Origin of the sequence: Arthrobacter alpinus (assembly GCF_001445575.1) — a bacterium.
GTDB lineage: Bacteria > Actinomycetota > Actinomycetes > Actinomycetales > Micrococcaceae > Specibacter > Specibacter alpinus_C.
Window position 1 is genome coordinate 486,777 of sequence record NZ_CP013200.1, and the last position, 20,166, is coordinate 506,942.

The 20,166-nt window shown below is 61.1% G+C and carries 18 protein-coding genes; 8 read left to right on the forward strand and 10 right to left on the reverse strand.

Annotated features, from left to right (window positions below; genetic code table 11):
- The first annotated feature begins 3 nt into the window (after positions 1 to 3).
- On the forward strand, positions 4 to 1,428 hold the full coding sequence (locus AS189_RS02055) for a DUF2079 domain-containing protein (protein ID WP_062285980.1): 1,425 nt from the start codon (positions 4 to 6) through the stop codon (positions 1,426 to 1,428).
- 252 nt (positions 1,429 to 1,680) lie between these two features.
- Here AS189_RS02055 and AS189_RS02060 read toward each other — a convergent pair whose 3' ends face one another.
- The 3 genes from AS189_RS02060 to AS189_RS02070 all read right to left on the reverse strand — a co-directional run bounded on the left by AS189_RS02060 (position 1,681) and on the right by AS189_RS02070 (position 4,957).
- On the reverse strand, positions 1,681 to 2,373 hold the full coding sequence (locus tag AS189_RS02060) for a heme oxygenase (biliverdin-producing) (protein WP_062285982.1): 693 nt from the start codon (positions 2,371 to 2,373) through the stop codon (positions 1,681 to 1,683).
- 109 nt (positions 2,374 to 2,482) lie between these two features.
- Positions 2,483 to 3,757 carry an MFS transporter gene (locus AS189_RS02065; protein WP_237759946.1) on the reverse strand — a complete coding sequence of 425 codons (1,275 nt, stop codon included), beginning with the start codon at positions 3,755 to 3,757 and terminating at the stop codon, positions 2,483 to 2,485.
- A gap of 87 nt (positions 3,758 to 3,844) precedes the next feature.
- Complete coding sequence (locus AS189_RS02070) at positions 3,845 to 4,957, reverse strand: Gfo/Idh/MocA family protein (RefSeq protein WP_082633983.1); 1,113 nt, start codon at positions 4,955 to 4,957, stop codon at positions 3,845 to 3,847.
- A gap of 36 nt (positions 4,958 to 4,993) precedes the next feature.
- Here AS189_RS02070 and AS189_RS02075 point away from each other — a divergent pair, with 36 nt between their 5' ends.
- The 3 genes from AS189_RS02075 (at position 4,994) to AS189_RS02090 (ending at position 7,847) form a co-directional block, all read left to right on the forward strand.
- Positions 4,994 to 5,383, forward strand: a complete 390-nt coding sequence (locus AS189_RS02075) for a helix-turn-helix domain-containing protein (RefSeq protein WP_062285985.1) — start codon at positions 4,994 to 4,996, stop codon at positions 5,381 to 5,383.
- A 603-nt stretch (positions 5,384 to 5,986) separates the two neighbouring features.
- A complete protein-coding gene (locus AS189_RS02085) occupies positions 5,987 to 6,397 on the forward strand; it encodes a GerMN domain-containing protein (protein WP_062285989.1) in 411 nt (136 codons plus the stop codon).
- A 145-nt stretch (positions 6,398 to 6,542) separates the two neighbouring features.
- Positions 6,543 to 7,847: a PLP-dependent aminotransferase family protein gene (locus tag AS189_RS02090; RefSeq protein WP_062292768.1), complete on the forward strand. Its 1,305-nt coding sequence runs from the start codon at positions 6,543 to 6,545 to the stop codon at positions 7,845 to 7,847.
- 95 nt (positions 7,848 to 7,942) lie between these two features.
- On the opposite strand, the gene AS189_RS02095 is transcribed toward AS189_RS02090, so the two are convergent.
- From AS189_RS02095 to AS189_RS02110, 4 genes are all read right to left on the reverse strand, one after another.
- Positions 7,943 to 9,373, reverse strand: coding sequence for a dihydrolipoamide acetyltransferase family protein (locus AS189_RS02095; protein WP_062285991.1), 1,431 nt, complete (start codon positions 9,371 to 9,373; stop codon positions 7,943 to 7,945).
- Between the two features lie 11 nt (positions 9,374 to 9,384).
- Positions 9,385 to 10,359, reverse strand: a complete 975-nt coding sequence (locus AS189_RS02100) for an alpha-ketoacid dehydrogenase subunit beta (RefSeq protein WP_062285993.1) — start codon at positions 10,357 to 10,359, stop codon at positions 9,385 to 9,387.
- Complete coding sequence (gene pdhA / locus AS189_RS02105; RefSeq protein WP_082633984.1) at positions 10,356 to 11,636, reverse strand: pyruvate dehydrogenase (acetyl-transferring) E1 component subunit alpha; 1,281 nt, start codon at positions 11,634 to 11,636, stop codon at positions 10,356 to 10,358. Before pdhA ends, AS189_RS02100 begins: the two co-directional genes overlap by 4 nt.
- A gap of 164 nt (positions 11,637 to 11,800) precedes the next feature.
- Positions 11,801 to 12,928 carry a histidinol-phosphate transaminase gene (locus tag AS189_RS02110; RefSeq protein ID WP_062285995.1) on the reverse strand — a complete coding sequence of 376 codons (1,128 nt, stop codon included), beginning with the start codon at positions 12,926 to 12,928 and terminating at the stop codon, positions 11,801 to 11,803.
- A gap of 245 nt (positions 12,929 to 13,173) precedes the next feature.
- On the opposite strand from AS189_RS02110, the gene AS189_RS02115 reads away from it, so the two are divergent.
- A complete protein-coding gene (locus AS189_RS02115) occupies positions 13,174 to 13,602 on the forward strand; it encodes a phage holin family protein (protein WP_062285997.1) in 429 nt (142 codons plus the stop codon).
- Between the two features lie 42 nt (positions 13,603 to 13,644).
- Here AS189_RS02115 and AS189_RS02120 read toward each other — a convergent pair whose 3' ends face one another.
- Together AS189_RS02120 and AS189_RS19745 are read right to left on the reverse strand one after the other, a co-directional pair.
- Positions 13,645 to 15,204: a hypothetical protein gene (locus AS189_RS02120; protein WP_129587123.1), complete on the reverse strand. Its 1,560-nt coding sequence runs from the start codon at positions 15,202 to 15,204 to the stop codon at positions 13,645 to 13,647.
- 101 nt (positions 15,205 to 15,305) lie between these two features.
- Positions 15,306 to 15,830 (reverse strand): hypothetical protein, encoded by a 525-nt coding sequence (locus AS189_RS19745; protein ID WP_062286001.1) that lies wholly within the window; start codon positions 15,828 to 15,830, stop codon positions 15,306 to 15,308.
- Between the two features lie 206 nt (positions 15,831 to 16,036).
- On the opposite strand from AS189_RS19745, the gene purB reads away from it, so the two are divergent.
- Positions 16,037 to 17,479: an adenylosuccinate lyase gene (gene purB / locus AS189_RS02130; RefSeq protein ID WP_062286003.1), complete on the forward strand. Its 1,443-nt coding sequence runs from the start codon at positions 16,037 to 16,039 to the stop codon at positions 17,477 to 17,479.
- A gap of 230 nt (positions 17,480 to 17,709) precedes the next feature.
- Positions 17,710 to 18,135, forward strand: a complete 426-nt coding sequence (locus AS189_RS02135) for an acyl-CoA thioesterase (protein ID WP_082633986.1) — start codon at positions 17,710 to 17,712, stop codon at positions 18,133 to 18,135.
- On the opposite strand, the gene AS189_RS02140 is transcribed toward AS189_RS02135, so the two are convergent.
- Positions 18,132 to 19,358 (reverse strand): aminotransferase class I/II-fold pyridoxal phosphate-dependent enzyme, encoded by a 1,227-nt coding sequence (locus AS189_RS02140; protein ID WP_062286005.1) that lies wholly within the window; start codon positions 19,356 to 19,358, stop codon positions 18,132 to 18,134. The two genes, AS189_RS02135 and AS189_RS02140, sit on opposite strands and share 4 nt — an antisense overlap.
- Positions 19,359 to 19,484: 126 nt before the next feature.
- Between AS189_RS02140 and AS189_RS02145 the strand changes: the two genes are divergently transcribed.
- Entirely contained in the window at positions 19,485 to 20,144 is a 660-nt protein-coding gene (locus AS189_RS02145; protein WP_129587124.1) for a peptidyl-tRNA hydrolase, read from the forward strand.
- The last annotated feature ends 22 nt before the right edge of the window (positions 20,145 to 20,166 follow it).

A 20,166-nucleotide genomic window follows, 5' to 3' on the forward strand; every position in this document is an offset into this window, starting at 1 on the left:
ACGGTGAGCACAGTGCAGAAAATCAAAACGCAGGCGCCCGCCCGTTCGGAGGCGAAGACCGCCCGGCAGCAGAGCCGAATCGCGGAGGCCGCCAACTCGCCCCTGTCCCTCGCGGGACTAGTGGGCGCAGTATCTTTCATCGTGTACTCCGTATTTTCGTGGTTGCAGTGGCAAAGCTTCACCATCCGCTCGTGGGACCTTGGCATTTTCACTCAACTGGCCAAGGCCTACGCCGATTTCCGCCCGCCCATTGTGAGCATTAAGGGCGATGGCTACAACCTTCTGGGTGACCACTTCCATCCTCTGCTGGTCCTGTTGGCACCGTTCTACCGACTGTTCCCGAGTGCCTACACACTGCTCGTGGTGCAAAACGTGCTTCTGGCCGCCTCGGTAGTGGTGGTTGCGCACCTGGCAATCAAGCGACTCGGAAAGATCACCGGCGCCTGCCTTGCCGTTGGCTACGCCCTGAGCTGGGGCCTGCAATCAGCCGTCGACTCCCAGTTCCACGAAATCGCCTTTGCCGTCCCACTGCTGGCGCTTGCGCTGTCTGCGCTGCTGGAGGAGAAGTGGCGTTCAGCCTGGATTTGGGCCTCACTATTGGTCTTCGTCAAGGAGGACCTGGGCCTGACGGTCTTTGTCATCGGTCTAGTCATGGCGTGGCGGGCCCGTACCGCCGCAGGGTTATGGCTGTCGGTCTGGGGTGTTGGCTGGTTTGTGCTGACCACCAAAGTCATCCTGCCAGCCATGAACCCCGGTTCCGAGTGGGCCTACCAGAGCCAACTGAACATCGCCGGGCTCCTGAGCGACCCCGCGTCCCTCTTCAATGCTGACAAGGTCACTACGGTGCTTTTGCTGGTCGTCATCACGGCCGGGCTGTGCCTCTTCTCGCCGCTGACGCTGATTGTGCTACCCACTCTTGCGTGGCGTTTCCTCTCTGACTTGCCCGTGTATTGGGGTCAGGAATGGCAGTATAGTGCGGTCCTCATGCCGGTGGTCTTCTGCGCAGCAATCGATGCCCTGTGCCGCAGGAAGGTTCTCTCCGGTACTCGACTACGACTGCTTTTAGGAACCACCGTCATGCTCATCGCCGTGGTTTTGACCAGCCAGTACGCTTTTGAAAAGTTGGCGGACCCTGCCAAGAGTTTCCCGCTCACCACCGTGGCGTCCTCACAAAGCGCCCTCGCCGCCGTACCCGACGGCGTCACCGTGGAAACCGATATTTCACTGATGAGCTACCTTGCGGACCGCACCGAAGTATTTTGGATTGGCAACAAGAACCCGGCCCCGGAGTATGTCCTCTTCGACGTGTCCGGCCGGCCAGGCCTGGCCCCCAACGCGATTGCTCAGGAAGCCGAGCAGCGCTTCCCTGGTACCCGCTTTGTCACCGTTTATGCCGATGCCCGCTACCAGGTGGCCCGCAAGGAGTAGTTGCCCGCTCTTCACGCGGTGATAATGGGCCCACGACCGCGAGGGCCCCAGCGCGAGCTTCCGCGCTCGGAGAGCGATGATGGGGCCACGACCGCCAGGGCCCCATCGCGAGCTTGCGAGCGGTGGGAGCGGTTGGGGAACGACGGCGGCACTTAAGTGCCGCCGTCGTCCTTACCTTAAGCGGAGCGAGCCTAAGAGGTAACTAGCATGAGAGGGTGACTACCGTGAGAGAGCGCCTCACGTAAAGGGCGGTTAGGCAGCCTTGCGAGCGGCGGCCAAGTCAACAAACACTGCGCGGTTGAGTTCGAAGGAATCCGAGGCGTGGCCCAAGATGATGTCTTTCTGTTCTCGGGTGAAATCTGTGGTGTCCATGAGGTCCCGGTAGCTGTCCTTGTAGGGTTTGGACTTTTCAATTTCAGGGAAGGCGTAGAAGTTCAGGCCCTCGTCGGCAATGCCGTAGTGGCGCTGGACCAGGCGCTGGATGATCTGGCCACCGGAAAGATCGCCCATGTAGCGCACGTAGTGATGGGCCAGTAGGAATTCAATGGACTCAGTACCCAACGTGGCCAGTGCGTCGGCGTAGATGCGGGTGGCGGGCACAATGCCGATGCGACCATCGGCAAGCTGAGCTTCCCAGTCGGCCCCATGATGGTAGGCCATATCGGCTTCTAGGGCAGCGACTCGGGCAAGCTTTGGATCAATAAATGCGCCTAACTGAGGGTGGTCAACATGTGCTGCCAAGGCTGTTTCCAGCGCGCGGTAGATGACCAGACTCTGGTCCAACAGGCTTACCAGTGCGCCAGCATCTAAGGCACCTCCCATCAGCTCTGCCACGAAGGAGGAATCCTCCGCTGCCGAGTGGGCCGCAGCTGTGTGACTTTTGAGTTCCTCCGACAGTGCGGCCGAGACTTCGGGGGCAACGAACTCAACTGCGGGTGCTGACATGATGAACTCCATAATTAGGTAAAGGTAACCTTAGCTAATCAAGTTAGTGACACCCTGTCAAGATCTTAACGACACTGTGTCACAGAATGGGTTCACATTTGCGCTTCCCTTAATCGACACCCTTGATCTTGACAACAAACACGGCGCCCAGCAGACCAATCACGGCTGCCGTCACATAGAGCGTCACATAACCCCCCAGAATGGTGACGAGTGGCCAGGCAATGATCGGGGCAATAACCTGCGGCAGGGAGTTGGCCACATTAATCACACCCATGTCTTTACCGCGGCTGGCGGACGACGGCAGGACCTGCGTGAGCAGCGCAAAGTCCACTGCCAAGTAAACGCCGTAGCCAATGCCCAGAACCGCGGCCCCGGTCAGGGCGCCAATCCATGTGGGGGAGAAGGCCAGAATCAGCGCGGCCAGGGCAATAATTGCCGAGGAAGCAATGACAAAAGGTTTACGCCGGCCTATCTTGTCTGTCCAGCGCCCACCAATAACGGCGGTAATCAGCGTCAGGATGGCGTAAATTCCTGTCAGAACCAAGACACCGAAGGCCGGATCCTCGTGATGGACGGCGTCCGTGAGGAAAAACAGCAGGTATAGCGTGACCAAGTGGTTTCCCACATTAACGAGGAAGCGGGTGATCCAGGCCCACGCAAAATCGGGGTACTTCCGGGGCGAGATCCAAAACCCAGACACGAAGTTCAACCACGTGAACGGAGCCTTGTCCTTGGCGTCCAGCACCGGGTCACTGGCAAAGAATAAGTACGGGACCATACCCACCACCAAGCCCACGGCACAGATGATGAAGCCCAACGAGAAGTTCCCGGCAACCACGGCACCAATGGCCGCACCCATGAGAATGCCGAGCACGGTTCCCATGGACGCCATGCCGCCAATACTGCCGCGTTGGCGTACAGGAACCTGATCAGGGATGGCAGCGGTGGTGGCTGCGAGCGCACCGTTGCACCCCAATTGCACTAGGCACCAAAGCAGCATCATGGCAGCAACACTGGGCGCCCCAGCCAATCCCACGAGACCAATGGTACCCAGCAGCGCACCAATGAATACCCACGGGACGCGCCGACCAAAGCGTGACGTGGTCCTGTCGCTAAACGCACCGAAAAGTGGGTTCGCCACCAAGGAAACAGCGGCTCCAGCACCCGTCACCAGGGCCAGAATGCCTTCTTTTTCCTCGGGGCTGAAGTGCATGGCCTGCTGGCCGAGCAGAACCTGGATGGGGCCAAAGAACGCGGCGTTGATGCCAACGTTAACCAGCACAATCGACGCGGTCCAGCGGTGGCGCACATTGACAGTTGGCTCAGCCAACGCCAAGGTCCCCCGGGCTGGTGTTAGGCCCGTATTGGCATCTTCGAAACTCACAATCGAGCCACCCTCCCAGTAGTGCTGATCATTGCTACCCTAAATTCCTGTGCCCCAGCCTACGTGCCAAGGTTGACGCCGCACCCACTATTGCGCTGCTTCCACTGTGGCATTGCTCCCATGAGGGCCAGTTATTGCGCCGGACGGCACTGTTGCACTGCCCTGGCCTGTTGCGCTGCGGCGGACTGCTTCAATGATGCGCAGTCCCACCACGGAATCCGCCGGGTCCACCGGAACCGGGCCGCCAAGGAGCATGGCCTCCGCAAGAAGTTCATGGAATCGCGTGAAATTGCCGCGCTCCGTGGGCACCGGATGTGCCTGGCCATCCCGCCATAGCTCTCCCCACTGTTCGGGAAGTTCGACGCCGTAGCCTGGGTTTCCGGGGAGGATCCCGGCTAGAATCTGGGCTTCTTGCTGATCGCCGTCCGCCTTGACGTAGGCTGCCTCGGAACCGAGGACACGCAAGCGCGGCCCCTTATGCGTGGCGTTGAGGTTCATCCACAGGTGTGAAACCACACCGTTGGCATGTTCCAAGGCCACGAAGGCATCATCGTCTGCCATCTCTGCCGGGCGGCGTGCCGCTATTTCTCCGTGAACACGTTTCACGGGCCCAAACAGCTGGAGAGCCTGGTCAATAAGGTGTGTACCCAAATCGAAGAGGATCCCCCCGCCGTCGGCCACGGTTGCCTGAGCTTTCCAAGGTTTGGTGATAACGGGCTGCCACCTCTCCAGCCGGGATTCAAAACGCCGAACCTCGCCGAGGGCGCCGTCGTCGAGCATCTTTTTCAGCGTCAGATACTCTCCGTCCCAGCGCCGATTCTGGTAAGTGGTGAGGATCTGCCCGCTCTCTTGCGCAAGGGCAATCAATGCCTCGCCTTGCGCGCTCGTGGTGGCGAATGGCTTGTCCACCACCACCGCACACCCAGATTTCAGTGCCCTCGCCGCTAGTGGAGCATGGGTGGCTGGCGGCGTTCCCACCACAACAAGATCAATGTTTTGGTGACTGCGGGCCAGCTCCCACTCGTTGCGGGAGAGTACCCGCGCGTCAGGGTGTGCAAGCTTTGCCGCGGCCGCACGTGTGGGGTCCGACGTAACAATCACGTCCAAGCTGAACTGCTCCAATGCCGCGATCGGTGGGGCGTGGAAGACACTTCCGGCCAAGCCGTACCCCAGGACCGCCGTGCGGATTCTTTGCGCCATGCGTCAAACCTTACAGTCCGGGCTACCATGTGTTCCATGACGTTGCATGCCCCCAAAATCAGTTCACCACTGGAACCCGCTGAACAAGCCGCCTTGGCTCGCACCCTCGCCGACAGTGACGATGTCACCGTGTTTGTGGACGGGACAGCTCACCGCCTAGATACCGGCGCACGGGAGGCGGTGCTGGATCTACTGGCACGGCTCTCGCGTGGGGACGCCGTGAGCGTAGCGAGCATCGCTGAGCTGCTCACCACCTCGCAAGCCGCGGAACTGGCAGGCATCTCCCACACCTTCCTGCGTAATCTCACCGACCGGGGCGAAATCGCTGTGGAGTACCGCGGCTCGCACCGCCGGATCCGGCGCCAAGACATCACGGCCTGGCTAGCCAAGCAAAAGAGTGCAGCCGCCCTGAGCCCCGAAAACTAGCACCCGCAACCGCCCAGCATCAGCTGGCAACCTGATAATCGGATCAGAAAAGAGCTCAGGGGCCGATTTCCGCGGAGGAACACCTTGCGTTCTCGGCGTCGTGGGCGTTGTACTGGCTGACGGACGGGCGCGACAAGCCAGTTGCTCACCCGGGGTGAACCGGGGTGAATCCAACGCAGACAGCGAGCCGGTACCGTGACCGCGCGGCGATGTGGTCACGGTTAAACACACGTTGTTCGCGCGCACTATCCCGGCATCGAATTTCGCCATAGTTTGGGTGCAATGGGACAGGTGGCCGCGGAAAGCCACCGCCAGAGTGAGCACAAGGAGGCAGCCATGCGCCGCACAGGCAGACTTTCATTCTTGGCACTAGTGGCCGGCGCGCCCCTCCTACTAAGCGGCTGCACATCCACTCCACCGGTCAGCACAGCAACCCCGGCAAGTTCATCAAGCTCCACGGCCCCCACCGCCACCGCCACCGGCCCAATCCCATCCATCCCCGCCGTCCCCACAGATCCAACTGCCGCCTTCCCATCCCCAACGGGCAGCCGCAGTGGGAACGCAAGCCAGGCTCCGTCGTCGAACGCGCCACAACCCACTGTCATGGCAACCTCCGCTTCCGTGACACTGTTTTTCATTGCAGAAGGGGACGCCGGCACCTCCGGCCCTGCGGTGGGCTGCGGGGACAGTGCCATCTCGGTGACCAGCCAAACTGTCACCTACACGGATCCAGTGGAAGGCGCCCTGCGAACGTTGTTGGCTAATCATGCCGCCCACATAGGCCAGTCCGGGCTGAGGAACGCCCTCGCGGACGCCCGCCTCATCGTGGACTCGGTAGACAGGTCCGGAACCACAATCACCGCACATTTAAGCGGCACCCTGAGCCTGGCCGGCGAATGCGATATCCCTCGCGTTGAACAACAACTACTTCTGACGGCACAACAAGCTGCCGGCACTACCGTGGCCATCACCATCAACGGGAAGACGTTGACTGAGGCGCTCAGTTTGAAATAGTCCACATCTAAGAAAACTTTTGATGCCTATTTAGCAACTTTGGTTATATCCTGAGCACGTGAATACTCCAGCCTCGAGCGCCAACGCCGCCGCCGAATCCCTGCCCACCGAAACCCTCACCGAGCACAACCAGTCCGCACAAACACTGCCTGCGCACACATTCTCTGCAGAAACGCTGTCCGAAGAAGCCCTCGATGCCCTGAATCGTGCCACCGCTGAGGCGCAACCCCTCTCCCCGCACCGGCACGAGGCCCTGCTCTCTGAGCGCGCAGCCAATATCAAGCAGTCCGCCGTGCGTGATGTGTTTGAGATTTCCATGCAACCCGGACTCGTATCCCTTGCCGGCGGCAACCCGTATCTGCAATCCCTCCCCCTGGACAGACTGTCGGCCACGGCCGCGTCCATCATTGCCGAGCACGGGCTTGAGGCACTGCAGTACGGCGGCGGTCAGGGCACGCTCGAGCTGCGCACACAAATTTGTGAGGTCATGGCGGCGGAGGGCATTCTCGACGCCGATCCCGAGAATGTAGTAATCACGGCTGGCTCGCAGTCGGCCCAGGATGTGGCCGCGAAAGTGTTCTGCAACCCGGGCGATGTCATCTTGCTGGAGGACCCCACCTATGTAGGCGCGCTGAACACCTTCGAAGCCTACGAAGTTGACGTCCAGCCGGTGGCCGGCGATGAACACGGCATCATTCCGCAGTTGCTGCGGGAGCGGATCGCCACCCTGCAGGCCGAGGGCAAATCCATCAAGCTGCTCTACACCATCCCCAACTCCAACAACCCCTCGGGCGTCTCCATGGCCCCTGAACGCCGCCAGGAAGTGGTGGACATATGCCGTGAGGCGAATATCTTGGTGTTGGAGGACAACCCCTATGGGCTCCTGAAGTTCGACGGCGTCCTGCCGGAGCCCCTGCGCGCGGCCAATCCGGATGACGTTCTCTATCTGGGATCGTTTTCCAAGATCTTCGCTCCCGGACTGCGCATTGGCTGGGCTCTAGTTCCGGCACACCTCAAGCAGCGCTACTACTTGGCCAGCGAGGCCGTGACCTTGTGCCCACCCACTTTCAACCAGCTACTGGTCAGCGCCTACCTGCGCGATTACGATTGGCGCGGCCAGATTGACACTTACCGTGCACTGTATGCCGAACGGTGCGCGGCACTACTGGCGGCACTGGAGGAGTTTATGCCTGCTGGCGTGTCTTGGACCCGCCCCGAGGGTGGTTTCTTCGTTTGGCTCAGCCTGCCCGATGGCATTGATACCTACCCGTTGCTGCATCGCGGCATTGACGCCGGGGTCGTCTTTGTCCCCGGCGCAGCATTCACTGCCACTCCGGGTCCCAGTAACAAGTTGCGATTGGCGTTCAGCGCCGTCCCGCCGGAAACTTTGCGCGAAGGCGTCAAGCGGTTGGCCCCGGTTTTGGCCGAGGCCATCGCGGCGGCGCAGTAGCTGCAACCCCGAAACACAAAAATGCTGTTGTTTGACGGTTTCGCGGTGGTTTGAACCCTAGCGAAAACGTCAAACAACAGCATTTTTCGCAACGGCTAGTCCAGCAGCAGCGCCGGTTCTTCCATGATGGCGGCAACATCGGCCATGAAGCGGGCCGAGAGGTCTCCGTCCACCACACGGTGATCGAAGGATCCACCCAGTGTTGTGATCCAGCGCGGAATGACTTCCCCGTCCAGTACCCACGGCTTTTGCTTGATGGTTCCGAATGCCACGATCGCAACCTCACCCGGATTGATAATGGGCGTTCCGGTATCGATGCCCAGGGCACCGATGTTGGTAACTGTCAGCGAGCCGCCGCGCATGTCTGCCGGCGGAGTCTTGCCAGCCCGCGCCGTGGTGGCGAGGGCGTTCAGCGCAATGGCCAACTCCTTCAAGGAGAGGTTCTGCGCGTCCTTGATGTTCGGCACCATGAGCCCACGCGGGGTGGCCGCGGCGATGCCCAGGTTCATGAAGTGCTTGATGATGATCTCATCCCCGGTCCACGTCGCATTGACGGAAGGGTTGCGCGCAGCTGCCCAAATCACGGCCTTGGCCAGGATCAGCAGCGGCGACACCTTGATGCCCTCAAAGTCGCGTGAGACCTTCAAACGCTTGACGAATTCCATGGTGCGCGAGGCGTCAACATCCACAAAAATGCTCACATGCGGTGCGGAGAAAGCACTCTCCACCATGGCCTTGGCCGTCGCCTTGCGCACACCCTTGACCTTGATGCGTTCAATGCGCGGATCATCTTCGAGCCCGGTGCCTGTCGCCGGAGCCCAGAAGGTACCGGCACCATCCTGTTCGGCCGTGCGCTGATCCTGGTAGCTGAGCAGGTCCTTTTTGGTGACCTCGCCGCGGAGGCCGGTGGCGGAGACCTCGCTCAGGTCGATGCCCATGTCCTTGGCGGCCTTGCGGACCGGCGGCTTGGCCAGCACACGGTTGGCATGCGCCACCATGCGGCTGACAGTTGCCGCCGCGTTCGTGATCAAGTTCGACGCCGGATCGTGGCTAGGTGCCTTCGCTGCGGCAGGTGCCGCGGGCGCAGTTGCCTGCGGGACAACAGGAGCAGCTGGAGCCGGTGCAGCGGCTCGGGTGGGCGCGGCGGAGGGTGAGCTGATCCGCGGTCGCCGCTTGACGGCGTCGGCCTTGGGACCGGATCCCACCAGCGGCTTGGGAGCTTCTTCCTCAGGTGCGGCAGGGGCTTGAACAACAGGGGCAGGCGCGGCAGCGGCCCCGGAAACCTCGGAGCCGATGGCGATGATGGCAGTCCCCACATCCACCGTTTCACCTTCAGCAACCATCAGCTGAGCCACCACGCCGGCGTAGGGCGAGGGTAGTTCCACCAGCGACTTGGCTGTTTCAATCTCCACGAGGACCTCATTGACGGCGACAACATCGCCCAACTTGACCTTCCAGGAGACGATCTCGGCCTCTGTCAGGCCTTCGCCGACGTCGGGCAGCTTGAAGAAGTTCAGGGTAGACATGGTGGGCCTTCCTAGTATGCGAAGGCGCGTTCCAACGCCTCCAGCATGCGGTCAATGTCCGGCAGGTAGTGCTCTTCCACGCGGGCTATGGGGTAGGGCATGTGGAATCCACCGACGCGGATGGCCGGAGCCTCCAACGAGTAGAAGCAGCGTTCGCTGATGCGCGAGGCGATTTCGCCGCCAATACCGCCGAAGGTGGGGGCCTCGTGGGCCACTACCAAGCGTCCGGTCTTGTTGACGGAGGCTTCAACGGTGTCAAAGTCAATCGGTGAGATGGAACGCAGGTCAATGACTTCCACGCTGTGCCCATCTTCGGCAGCGGCATTGGCAGCTGCCAAAGCCACCGGCACCAGTGGACCGTAAGCAACCAAGGTCGCATCAGTACCTTCACGCACCACATGGGCTTTGAAGGGATCTCCCGGGCTGTTCTCGGTGTCCACTTCACCCTTGGACCAGTAGCGGCGCTTGGGTTCAAAGACGATCACGGGATCTTTGCACTCAACGGCTTGCTGGATCATCCAGTAGGCGTCGTTGGCGTTGGACGGGGTGATGATGCGCAGTCCTGCCGTGTGGGCAAAGAGAGCTTCCGGGGATTCGGAGTGGTGCTCGATGGAGCCGATGCCGCCGCCGTAGGGAATGCGGATGACCACAGGGGCGCTGAGCTGACCGTCGGAGCGGGTGCGGATCTTGGCCAACTGTGTGGTGATCTGGTTGAAGGCCGGGAACACAAAGCCGTCGAACTGAATCTCGCAGATGGGGCGGTGCCCGCGCAGAGCCATGCCCAGCGCCGTACCGATAATGCCGGATTCGGCCAGCGGGGTGTCCATGACACGGTGGGCGCCAAATTCCTTTTGCAGGCCTTCGGTAATGCGGTAAACGCCGCCGAGAGCGCCAATATCCTCTCCCATGAGGAAGCTTTTGGGATCCTTGCTCAGCGTTGCTCGGAGGCCTTCATTGATGGCTTTGGCCATGGTCATTGTGCTCATGCGGCACCGCCTTGTCCGTTTTCAGTGTCAACGTCAGCAAAGGACGCCTCATAGTTTTCAAACCAGGCCAATTCCTCGGCCACGAGCGGGTGAGTCTCGGCGTAAACCGTGGCGAACTTGTGGCGTATATCCGCGCCACCCAACGCCAGCGTGACGCGGCGTACATGGGCAGCCAGCTCGTCGCCGTCGTTCTTCACTTGTTCGAAGAAGGCGTCATCCGCCAAGTTCTCGGCGCGCAGGTAGGTTTCCAGACGTGCCAGCGGATCCCGTGTTTTCCACAGCTCCTCTTCGGCACCCATCCGGTACTTGGTGGGATCATCCGCCGTGGTGTGCGCGCCCACGCGGTAGGTGGAGGCCTCGATGAATACAGGGCCATGGCCGTTACGGGCGTGATCGAGCGCCCACTGGGTCACGGCGTACACGGCCAAAACGTCATTGCCGTCAACGCGAATACCGGGAATCCCGTACCCTGCGGCACGGTTGACCAGCGGAACCTTGGACTGAACTTCAAACGGGACGGAGATGGCCCAGTTGTTGTTCTGGCAGAAGAACACCACGGGGGCGTCGTAGGAAGCGGCGAAGACCATGGACTCGTGGACGTCCCCCTCGCTGCTGGCCCCGTCACCAAAGTAAGCCACGACGGCGGCCGGCTCGGTGGTGGGATCGGCCACCAGATCGCGTGAGATCCCCATGGCATAGCCCACGGCGTGCAACGTCTGCGCGGCCAAGACCAGCGTGTAGAGGTGGAAGTTGGTCTCGCGAGGGTCCCAGCCACCATTGGTAATGCCACGGAAAAGCTTAAGCAGATCCGCCAAATCCAAGCCACGCGTCAAGGCCACGCCGTGTTCACGGTAGGTGGGGAACGCGTAGTCGGCCTTCTTCATGGCACTGCCGGAACCAATTTGAGCAGCTTCCTGACCAATGACAGGGACCCACATCGCGAGTTCGCCTTGGCGCTGAAGTGCTGTGGCCTCGGTGTCGAAGCGACGCACAGTAGCCATATCGCGGTAGAAACCACGCACAACATCCGGGTCCAGCTTGTCTATGTAGGGGCTGAAGGTGGCATCGTGATGGGTGCCGCCATGCTCATCAAGGAGCTGGACCGCCTCCTCGGGGCCAACTCCGGTGTTGCGCAGCACGCCTGCGGATTCCCCTGCTGGGATCGGCGGCTGATTACCCGCCTGCGGGTTACCTACTTGGTTACCTGCCTGCGGGCGCGGCGATACCTGAGCACCTGATCCTGATGTGCCTGTGTCAGCTTGCTGGGCGGCGCCCATGCTGTCTCCTCGTCTGCCGAATCCCGGGGCTTCAAATGCCCCGTCACGACTCGTTGGTGCCGATATATGCCGCCTTCGGAATGCATTCCGCGGTGTGCATATATATACGTTTTCGATTTACAACTGTATCGGTACAGCCCGGCAAATACTGCCTTTGTTAACCGCTAGGAACGCCGTGGCTCTTTTGTATAGGACGCACAGATTTCAAGGAACCGACTATTCGCCGCCACCTCACCAATGCTGACCCGGACGCCGTCATCGCCAAAAGCACGCAAGGAGAGCGCCTGACTTTGCGCCAGAGCGGCAAACTCTTGGGTGTTGCGTCCTAACGGCAGCCACACAAAGTTGCCTTGGGCATCAGGAATGTCCCAGCCCAGATCTTTTAGGCCAGCCATGACACGGTCACGTTCATCAACCAGACTTTGTACTCTTTCCACAACCTGGCTGTAGTTTTCCATCGACGCAATAGCGGCCGATTCGCCAATTCCAGAGACGGCGAATGGTGTTGCTGCCGCGCGCACATACTGGGTGATCTCTGGCTGCGATAGGGAGTAGCCAACGCGCAAGCCAGCCAGTCCATGCGCCTTGGAGAATGTCCGCAGGACCATGACGTTGGGGTATTTGCGGTAGAGATCCACACCATTGACGGCGTCGCCTGCACGCACAAATTCTTGGTAGGCCTCATCAATAACAATGACCACGTCGCGTGGAACGCTGAGGATAAAATCTTCGGTTTCCACGGCGCCCAAGGCAGGGCCGGTGGGGTTATTTGGGGTGCACAGCAGCACTACCTTCGTTTTGTCCGTGACAGCGGCGGCCATGGCGGGCAGATCGTGGCTGCCATCTTCGCGCACCGGAACCTGCACGCTTTTGGCGCCGGCAAGACCAACACAGATGGGGTAGGCCTCGAAGGAACGCCACGCGTAGATGACCTCGTCCTGCACACCGTTGTCATTCTGGCCTGCGAAAGCCGCCAGAATCTGGTTCAGTGCCCCTAGACTTCCTGCGCCCGGGACAATGTCAGCAGCCGGAACGTCGAGGAACTCGCCGAGGGCTGCGCACAAGCGGGTGCTGCCCGCGTCCGGATAGCGGTGGATGTCAGCGGCAGTGCGCAACACGTCCATGACAGCCGGTACCGGGCCCAGTGGGTTCTCGTTAGATGAGAGCTTAAAACTTTCCAGACCGGGGACATCCACCGGGGGTTTCCCCGCAACATACTTGGGCAGGCGGCCAACTGCCGGACGGGGCTGCACAACTGAATCGGCATCGGCGGGAATAGAAGTCTCGGTCATGGACTAAGCCTAATGGCCGAGGGGCCACGGGCGAGCGAAGCGAGGCCGGGGAGGACATTAGGCGCTAATGGCCGAGGGACCACGGGCGGGGGGCCACGCCCGCGAGGGACCCGCCGAGAGCTTGCGAACGGCGGGAGCGGGTGGGGAGAAGCGAGGCCGGGGAGGACATCAGGCGCGCAGGGGAAGTCGTTGAGTCTTGCTTTACAGCAGTGCCCTCCGTGGCTGGACTGTGGAACTATGGAGCCATGCGAAGAATTGTCATTCAAATAGTGCTCAACGCGGTTGCCCTGTGGATTGCCAGCTGGATCTTACCTGGCATGAACATTGCGTCCACGTCGGTTGTTAATTCCAATCTGGGGGGCCCGTCAGGTACTGCAGAAACTCTCAACACGGCCCTGGGGTATTTGTTCATCGGCCTGGTTTTTGGTGTGGTCAATGCGCTCGTGAAACCCATTGTGAAGTTACTGTCGCTGCCAGTGACCATCTTGACCTTGGGTCTGTTCACCATCGTCATCAACGCCGCCATGTTGTGGTTGACGGCCTGGGTCAGCACCTATACGCCCGTGCACTTCACTATTGACGATTTCTTCTGGACGGCAATCTTGGCCGCCCTGATCATCAGTGTCGTTTCAATGTTGACCTCCAACTTGGGAAAGTCGACGTCTCGCCGCTAGAGGTCACCGCTGACCTGCGGACACCGGGCCCGGACGAAACGCTCATGCCAGCCTTGTTGGCTTGATCGAACGCCGGGTTGGTTTTGGCATCGGAATAGGCTTAGGTGCCGGCTTGGACTGATCCTTGACGTCCCGCCCTTGGTATACCCATTTGGTGCCAGCGACGGCCGCTCCGCCCACCCCAGCGCCCAAAATTGTCCGCAGCGTATCCCTGGACGCCTCAACGGCAGGGTTGTCAGACTGATCAAGTGCCGCAGCATCCACTAGGTAATTGTCCAAGGAGTGTGCCTGCTCAATGACCTCTCCCAAATCCCCGTCTTCCGCCATGGGTGGGCGGTGCGATGTCACCGTCACCCAGTTCGGTGCCGCTTCTGGTGGACCGTAGTCACCCGCCGTGACAATATCGTGCTCATTTTCTAGATCCACCACAGCAATACCCTCGGGAACATCCGCGTTCCTTGCTGGCGATCCGGCAATAACAATCATCTTGACATTTACCTCGGCACGGAACGTTGGGTCTGCCGCAGCCGCGGCAGCGTGAATGCCGCCGCCGCTGTGTCCGGTGAGAAGCACATCTTCCCCGGGCAGCGCACCCGAGGCTCGCAATGCTTCTTTAATAAGTTGCTGCACCACCACTTCCTGCTGCTCAAACGCTTCTCGTTGGGCCGCTGTTAACCCTTCCATGTTGCCTTCCATGTCAAAGGGGTTTGTACTGTCCACCGTGGACCAATCCTCGGTTCCCGGCAGATGGACCACCCACACATTGCTTCCATCAGGACGTTCGATCCGAACCACACCGATGGACCCTGGCGGATACTTGTAAGCATCGCTGCTGCCAGCCAAGAGACCCTCAATGCTGGCCCGGAGCTTCCAAGAAGTACCCTCAGCGGAGGAAGCATGACCGGGAGGGAAATATGGTTCCTCGGGATCCCATTCCTGCGCAGGAACTGCACGTACTGCCACCTTTCCCGGCTGGGCCAACCCCGCTTCGTCGAAGAATTTCCTCAGGACAACGGCCGGGATGACTCCTGGCTGTCCCTGCCTGCGGATCTGGGACAGAAGATAGGCCATCGCGTATCCAGGCCCCAACAGGCCGGCCGCATAGCCACCGCCGTTGTTGAGAATCTTCTCCATCACGTCACGCAGCCCGGCCCCTGGCTGACGCAGTAGAGCTGACACATCGGCTGCTACCCCCAAGGGAGCGAAGGGGCCCAAGCTCCAGGCATTCAGTCCCTGGCGCAGAGCGTCAATCCTGCCCATGCGCGCCACGACGGCAACATTGTGTGCTTCTGCAGCTTCATAGTTCGCCTTGGCCAATTGTGCCTTCCGGGCGAGCGCGGCGATGTCTACTTGTGCCCGGCCAGCAGTCCACACCGAATTGCGTAGGGCATCGACGGGTCCATAGGGATACGGCAGGGCCGCTGTTGTGACCCCCACCAACCAGGCCCATTCCGCTTGCAGACTATTCACGAGCGGGATCATGAGATGCGCCAAACTGCCCAAGTGGTCTCCGACTCCGGCGATCTCCGCCAAGGTGTAGCTGATGGACCCGACCCCACCCTCAATGGAAAACGTGGTGGAATCCCCTTCTTGGTCGCTCATGCTCCCACCCTCCCCGCCGTAAAGTTCACCGTTGCACTGCGCCGGTGAATCACGCACCTGCACCCCGACTGCCACCGAACCACCCTCGATGTCTAGGCCCACTACCCTCCACTGCTCGGGATGAACGCCCAGCCACCCCCGGCGTTCCCCGTGCCATACCCTGGTGCGAAGCCGGCAATACCGGCTCCGGCGGACCCGGCGCCTGCACCGCTGAACCCTGGGCCAAACCCAGGTCCCAACCCTCCGGCAAACCACGGAGCCCGCTGCCCTGGAAGGTCGGGGTTGAGGCAAACGTCCGGGCTGCTGCCCGCAGCGAATCCGTAGGCACTAACTGCATTGGCTGCGCTGTCAATGGCCCGAACCACAGCCAGCATTGCCGCATCTCGGGCTGATAATTCCTCCCGGAAAGCCGTTGCGGCAGGAGATTTCCAGTCCAGCAGAGCCACTTGTCCCAGCTGTAGCCGCAATGCCTGCATTTCTTGTGAGATTCCAGCGAGCCGATGAGCCATGGCGAGCAGTGCCGCTGGATCCAGTCCGGCTCGCACCCCAGCTCCTAGCCCAACCCCAACTCCGCTGCCAGCCCCAAGTCCCCCAAGTCCACCGCGGAAGGATTCTGCTGCTGCCATGTGATGCACCGCCTTCCTTCACTATCCCCGCAGTAAACCTGCCCACGTCAGGCAGCGTTGCCCCTCAATGTCTGGCCGCTGCCGCCTGAGAAGCCAACCCTAGATCGCCTTCCAAAGGCTGCACCAGAGCCTTCCTGCGAAATGTGGCTTGTCCAGCTAGATACCCCCGCTGTGGAGGAATGGGCGGTTCATGAAAGAATTAGGCCATGTCTGATTCCGCAAATGCCACAGCCCGCATCCCTTCCGGCCGCAAGTCATTGGCCGCTTCCTCCGAGCGCATCGCTTTGGGGCCCCTTGATGGCCGCTACTCCGGCGCCGTCGCACCCCTGGTTGACTACCTCTCCGAAGCAGCCCTGAACCGCGACCGCGTAGCTGTTGAAGTTGAGTGGTTCATCCACCTGACCAGCAACAACGTACTGCCCGGCACGGAGCCGCTGACTGCAGAGCAGCAGGCAGGCCTGCGCGCCATCGTGACCGAATTTGATGCAGCCTCCGTCAAGGAACTGGCCGACATTGAAAAGGTTACGGTCCACGATGTCAAGGCTGTGGAGTACTTCATCGGCAATCGCCTCGCCGCACTGGGCCTTGATCGTCTGAAGCCGCTGGTTCACTTCGGCTGCACCAGCGAAGACATCAACAACCTCTCCTACGCCGTGGGCGTCAAGGGTGCCGTGGAGGATGCTTGGCTGCCCGCCGCACGCGCACTCGTTGCAAAGATCGCCGCCATGGCCGAGGAAAACCGCGCCGTCCCCATGCTTTCTCGCACACACGGCCAGCCCGCCACCCCCACCACTTTGGGTAAGGAATTGGCCGTGACGGCCTTTCGCCTGACCCGTCAGCTGGACCGCATTGCCAAGACCGAATTCTTGGGCAAGATCAACGGCGCCACCGGAACCTACGCAGCCCACTACGCATCTGTGCCGGAAGCCGACTGGGAAGACGTTGCCAAGAACTTCGTTGAATCACTGGGCCTGACCTGGAACCCGCTGACCACCCAGATCGAATCCCACGACTGGCAGGCCGAGCTCTACGCCGACATGGCACGCTTCAACCGCATTCTGCACAACCTGTGCACGGATGTGTGGAGCTACATCTCCATCGGCTACTTCGCGCAGATCCCGGTTCCGGGCGCCACGGGTTCCTCGACCATGCCGCACAAGGTCAACCCGATCCGCTTTGAAAACGCTGAAGCGAACCTGGAGATCTCCAATGCCCTGCTGGACACTTTGGGCGCAACCCTGGTCACCAGCCGCTGGCAGCGCGACCTCACCGACTCCTCCAGCCAGCGCAACATCGGCGTAGCCTTCGGCCACTCCCTGCTGGCCATCAACAACGTGCTGGGCGGCCTGGGTCGGCTCAACACCGCTGAAGCAGTACTGGCCGAGGACCTTGATCACAACTGGGAGGTCCTCGCCGAGGCCATCCAGATGGTCATGCGCGCCGAGGCCATCGCCGGCGTCGAAGGCATGGCCGACCCGTACGAGCGCCTGAAGGACCTCACGCGCGGCCACCGCGTTGATGCTGCGCGGATGCAGGAATTCGTCTCCGGACTGGGCTTGTCAGCCGGCGCGCAGGAACGCCTCCTGGCACTGACCCCGGGCAAGTACATCGGCATCGCCGAGTCCTTGGTGGATCACCTGAACAAGTAAGTCCCAAACCGTTCCCTTCCGGGAGCAGCTAGGGAAAGTTCGACGGCGGCACTCACGTTGCGTTTCAAGCGCACCCTGGGTGCCGCCGTCGTTCTGTTCGAGACCAACTAAAGACCTCTTGAGAGGCCGTAGTGACCTCTACGCTGCGCGGCAATCGTGGTACAAAACATGGTGTGTTATCGGCAACATTTTAGGCACAGGCACCCCGTTGGCCCGGTAAGTTTTACTGTATGGACACCGCCGATATTACTTTCCGCACCCGCAAATGGGTTCGCCCCGAAGACCTGAACGCGAACGGCACCCTTTTCGGCGGCAGCTTGCTGCGTTGGATTGACGAAGAAGCAGCAATTTACGCCATCGTGCAGCTGGGTAACGGCAAGGCCGTGACCAAGTACATCTCCGAAATTAACTTCGTTTCCTCGGCCGCCTTGGGCGATTTGATCGAGATGGGACTGACAGCGACCAAGTTTGGCCGCACTTCCTTGACCATGCGTGCCGAGGTTCGCAATATCTTCACTCGCGAATCAATCCTCACGGTTGAAAGCATCGTCTTTGTTAACCTGGGCGACGACGGCAAACCAGCACCGCACGGGTACAGCACCATCACCTACGATCGCGATCGCATCCCCAAGACTCAGAAGCAGCCGGCCAGCTAGCCCGCTAGGCGTCCCCCCAGCTGGGATGCCTGGAACCTTTCGATCCGCACCAAAGCCTCGCGAACGGCGTCGTACCCGGCGGCGAAACTCAACCGAACTGTGGCACTGCCATGCACCGAGTCAAAGTCTCCGCCGGGCACCAGTGCCACGCCCTCCCGCTCCAGCAGCGCCGCGCAATACTCGTTGGAGTCGGCAAAGGCGGCCAGCGCCGGGCCCAGGTTCGCGTAGAAGTAAAAGGCGCCGTCGGCCGGGGCGGCATCAACCCAGCCAAGGTCAGCCACCTTGGAAAGAATGTAGTCGCGGGTGCGTGAAAATTCCGCCACAAACGCGTCGGCTTCGGCATAGGACTGCCCACTAAATGCCTCAATGGCCGCCATCTGCGCCGGTGCCGGCGGGCAGAGTGCCACATTGCCGGCGAGCGCATCAACGCCCGCAATGAGATCATCCGGAACCAGAGCCCAACCCAGCCGCCACCCGGTCATGCCCCAATACTTGGAAAAACTGGAAATCACGACGCCGGACGCCTCAAGTTCCCAGGCGCAGACCCCTTGGGGATCGGCGTCACACGGGGCAGGGTAGGTGATGCCGTGGTAAATCTCATCACTCACCAATCGGACCCCGTTCTCACCGCACCAATGGTTGAGAGCAGCCAACTCTGCGCGTGAAACCATGGTGCCTGTGGGGTTAGCCGGTGATGCCAACACCAACCCGGCCAGTGGCCCGTGTTCGGCGATGGCTGCGTCGAGCATCTCCGGGGTGGGCTGAAAATGGGAGCTTGATCCGGCGTCGAGTTCCACCACCTCAATGCCCAGGGCCTTCAGGATGTTCTTGTAAGCGGGGTAGCCGGGACGCGCCAAAGCCACCTTGTCGCCGGGGTTGAACGCGGCAAGGAAAACCAGCATGAAGGCACCAGAGGAACCGGTGGTCACGGCAACATTCCGGGCCGGCACCTCGATCCCATACCAGCGCTTGTAGTGCCCTGCGATTGCCTGGCGGAGCTCCGGCAAACCAAGGGACGGCGTGTACGTCAACGGGATTTTTGACGTGTGGATTTGTGCGGCCCGGGCCGAGACCGCAGTCGGGGCTCCGCCGCTGGGTTCACCGGCACACAGGGAAATGATGTCCCGCCCGGCGGCGCGAAGATCGGCAACTCGTTGCAGAATGTCCATGACGGCAAAGGGCTCCACGGCCGCCCGGGCCGCTACTGTGAGTGGTTTACGCATGGAAGCTCCTGAGCTGTGCCGAGCGCACGGCGACGTGTCCAAGGTGAAGTGTCTGAGGTGCGCAGCGAAAAAGAGAACAACCTCCAGCTTGTCACACCCCGCACTGCTTACCCCTACGCTTGTTGGGTGAGTGAATTTAGCGAACGCGCTGCCGAAGAACTTGTCCAACCCATTATCTTGCTCGTGGACCGGGAAGAACCCGCTAGCGAGCAGCACGGCATTGCCGCAGCCGCCCTGGCATCAGTTCAGGCGTACCTGCATGATCCCCAGAACCCCGATTGGCGGATCTGGGCCGCGGGCCACTTCGCCAAGTCCGTGCGCCGGGCCGATGCCAAGATGTTCGCCAAGGTACTCACGGCATTCCCCGATCATGTGCTCGCCACTGTTGGAGAAGCCAGCGCCGTTGGCCTGCCGCCCATGCCAGCCGCAGCGTTACCCAAGCTGCTGTCCAAGCTTCAGGTTTCCGGGACCCAGCTGCCACCCGGCGCGCAGCTCCCGCCGCAGCCGTTGACAATCGTCCTCAATGGCTCCCTGGAGATGTCCACCGGTAAGGCCGCCGCCCAGGCCGCCCATGCACTTTTCGCGTGGGTTCTCGAATCCAAGCCCGCCGCCGTCCAGGGGTGGCTGGACGCGGGCTGCCCCGTTGGCGTGCAGGAACTTGCGGCCAAGGAGTTCAAAAAGGGCGCCCGCAAGTGCAAGGGTCCTGTGATCCAAGATGCTGGCCGCACCGAGATTGAACCCGGTTCCACCACGGCCTTCGTCACCACCGGCACGATCACCCGCTAACCCGCTAACCCGCCAGGGTGGA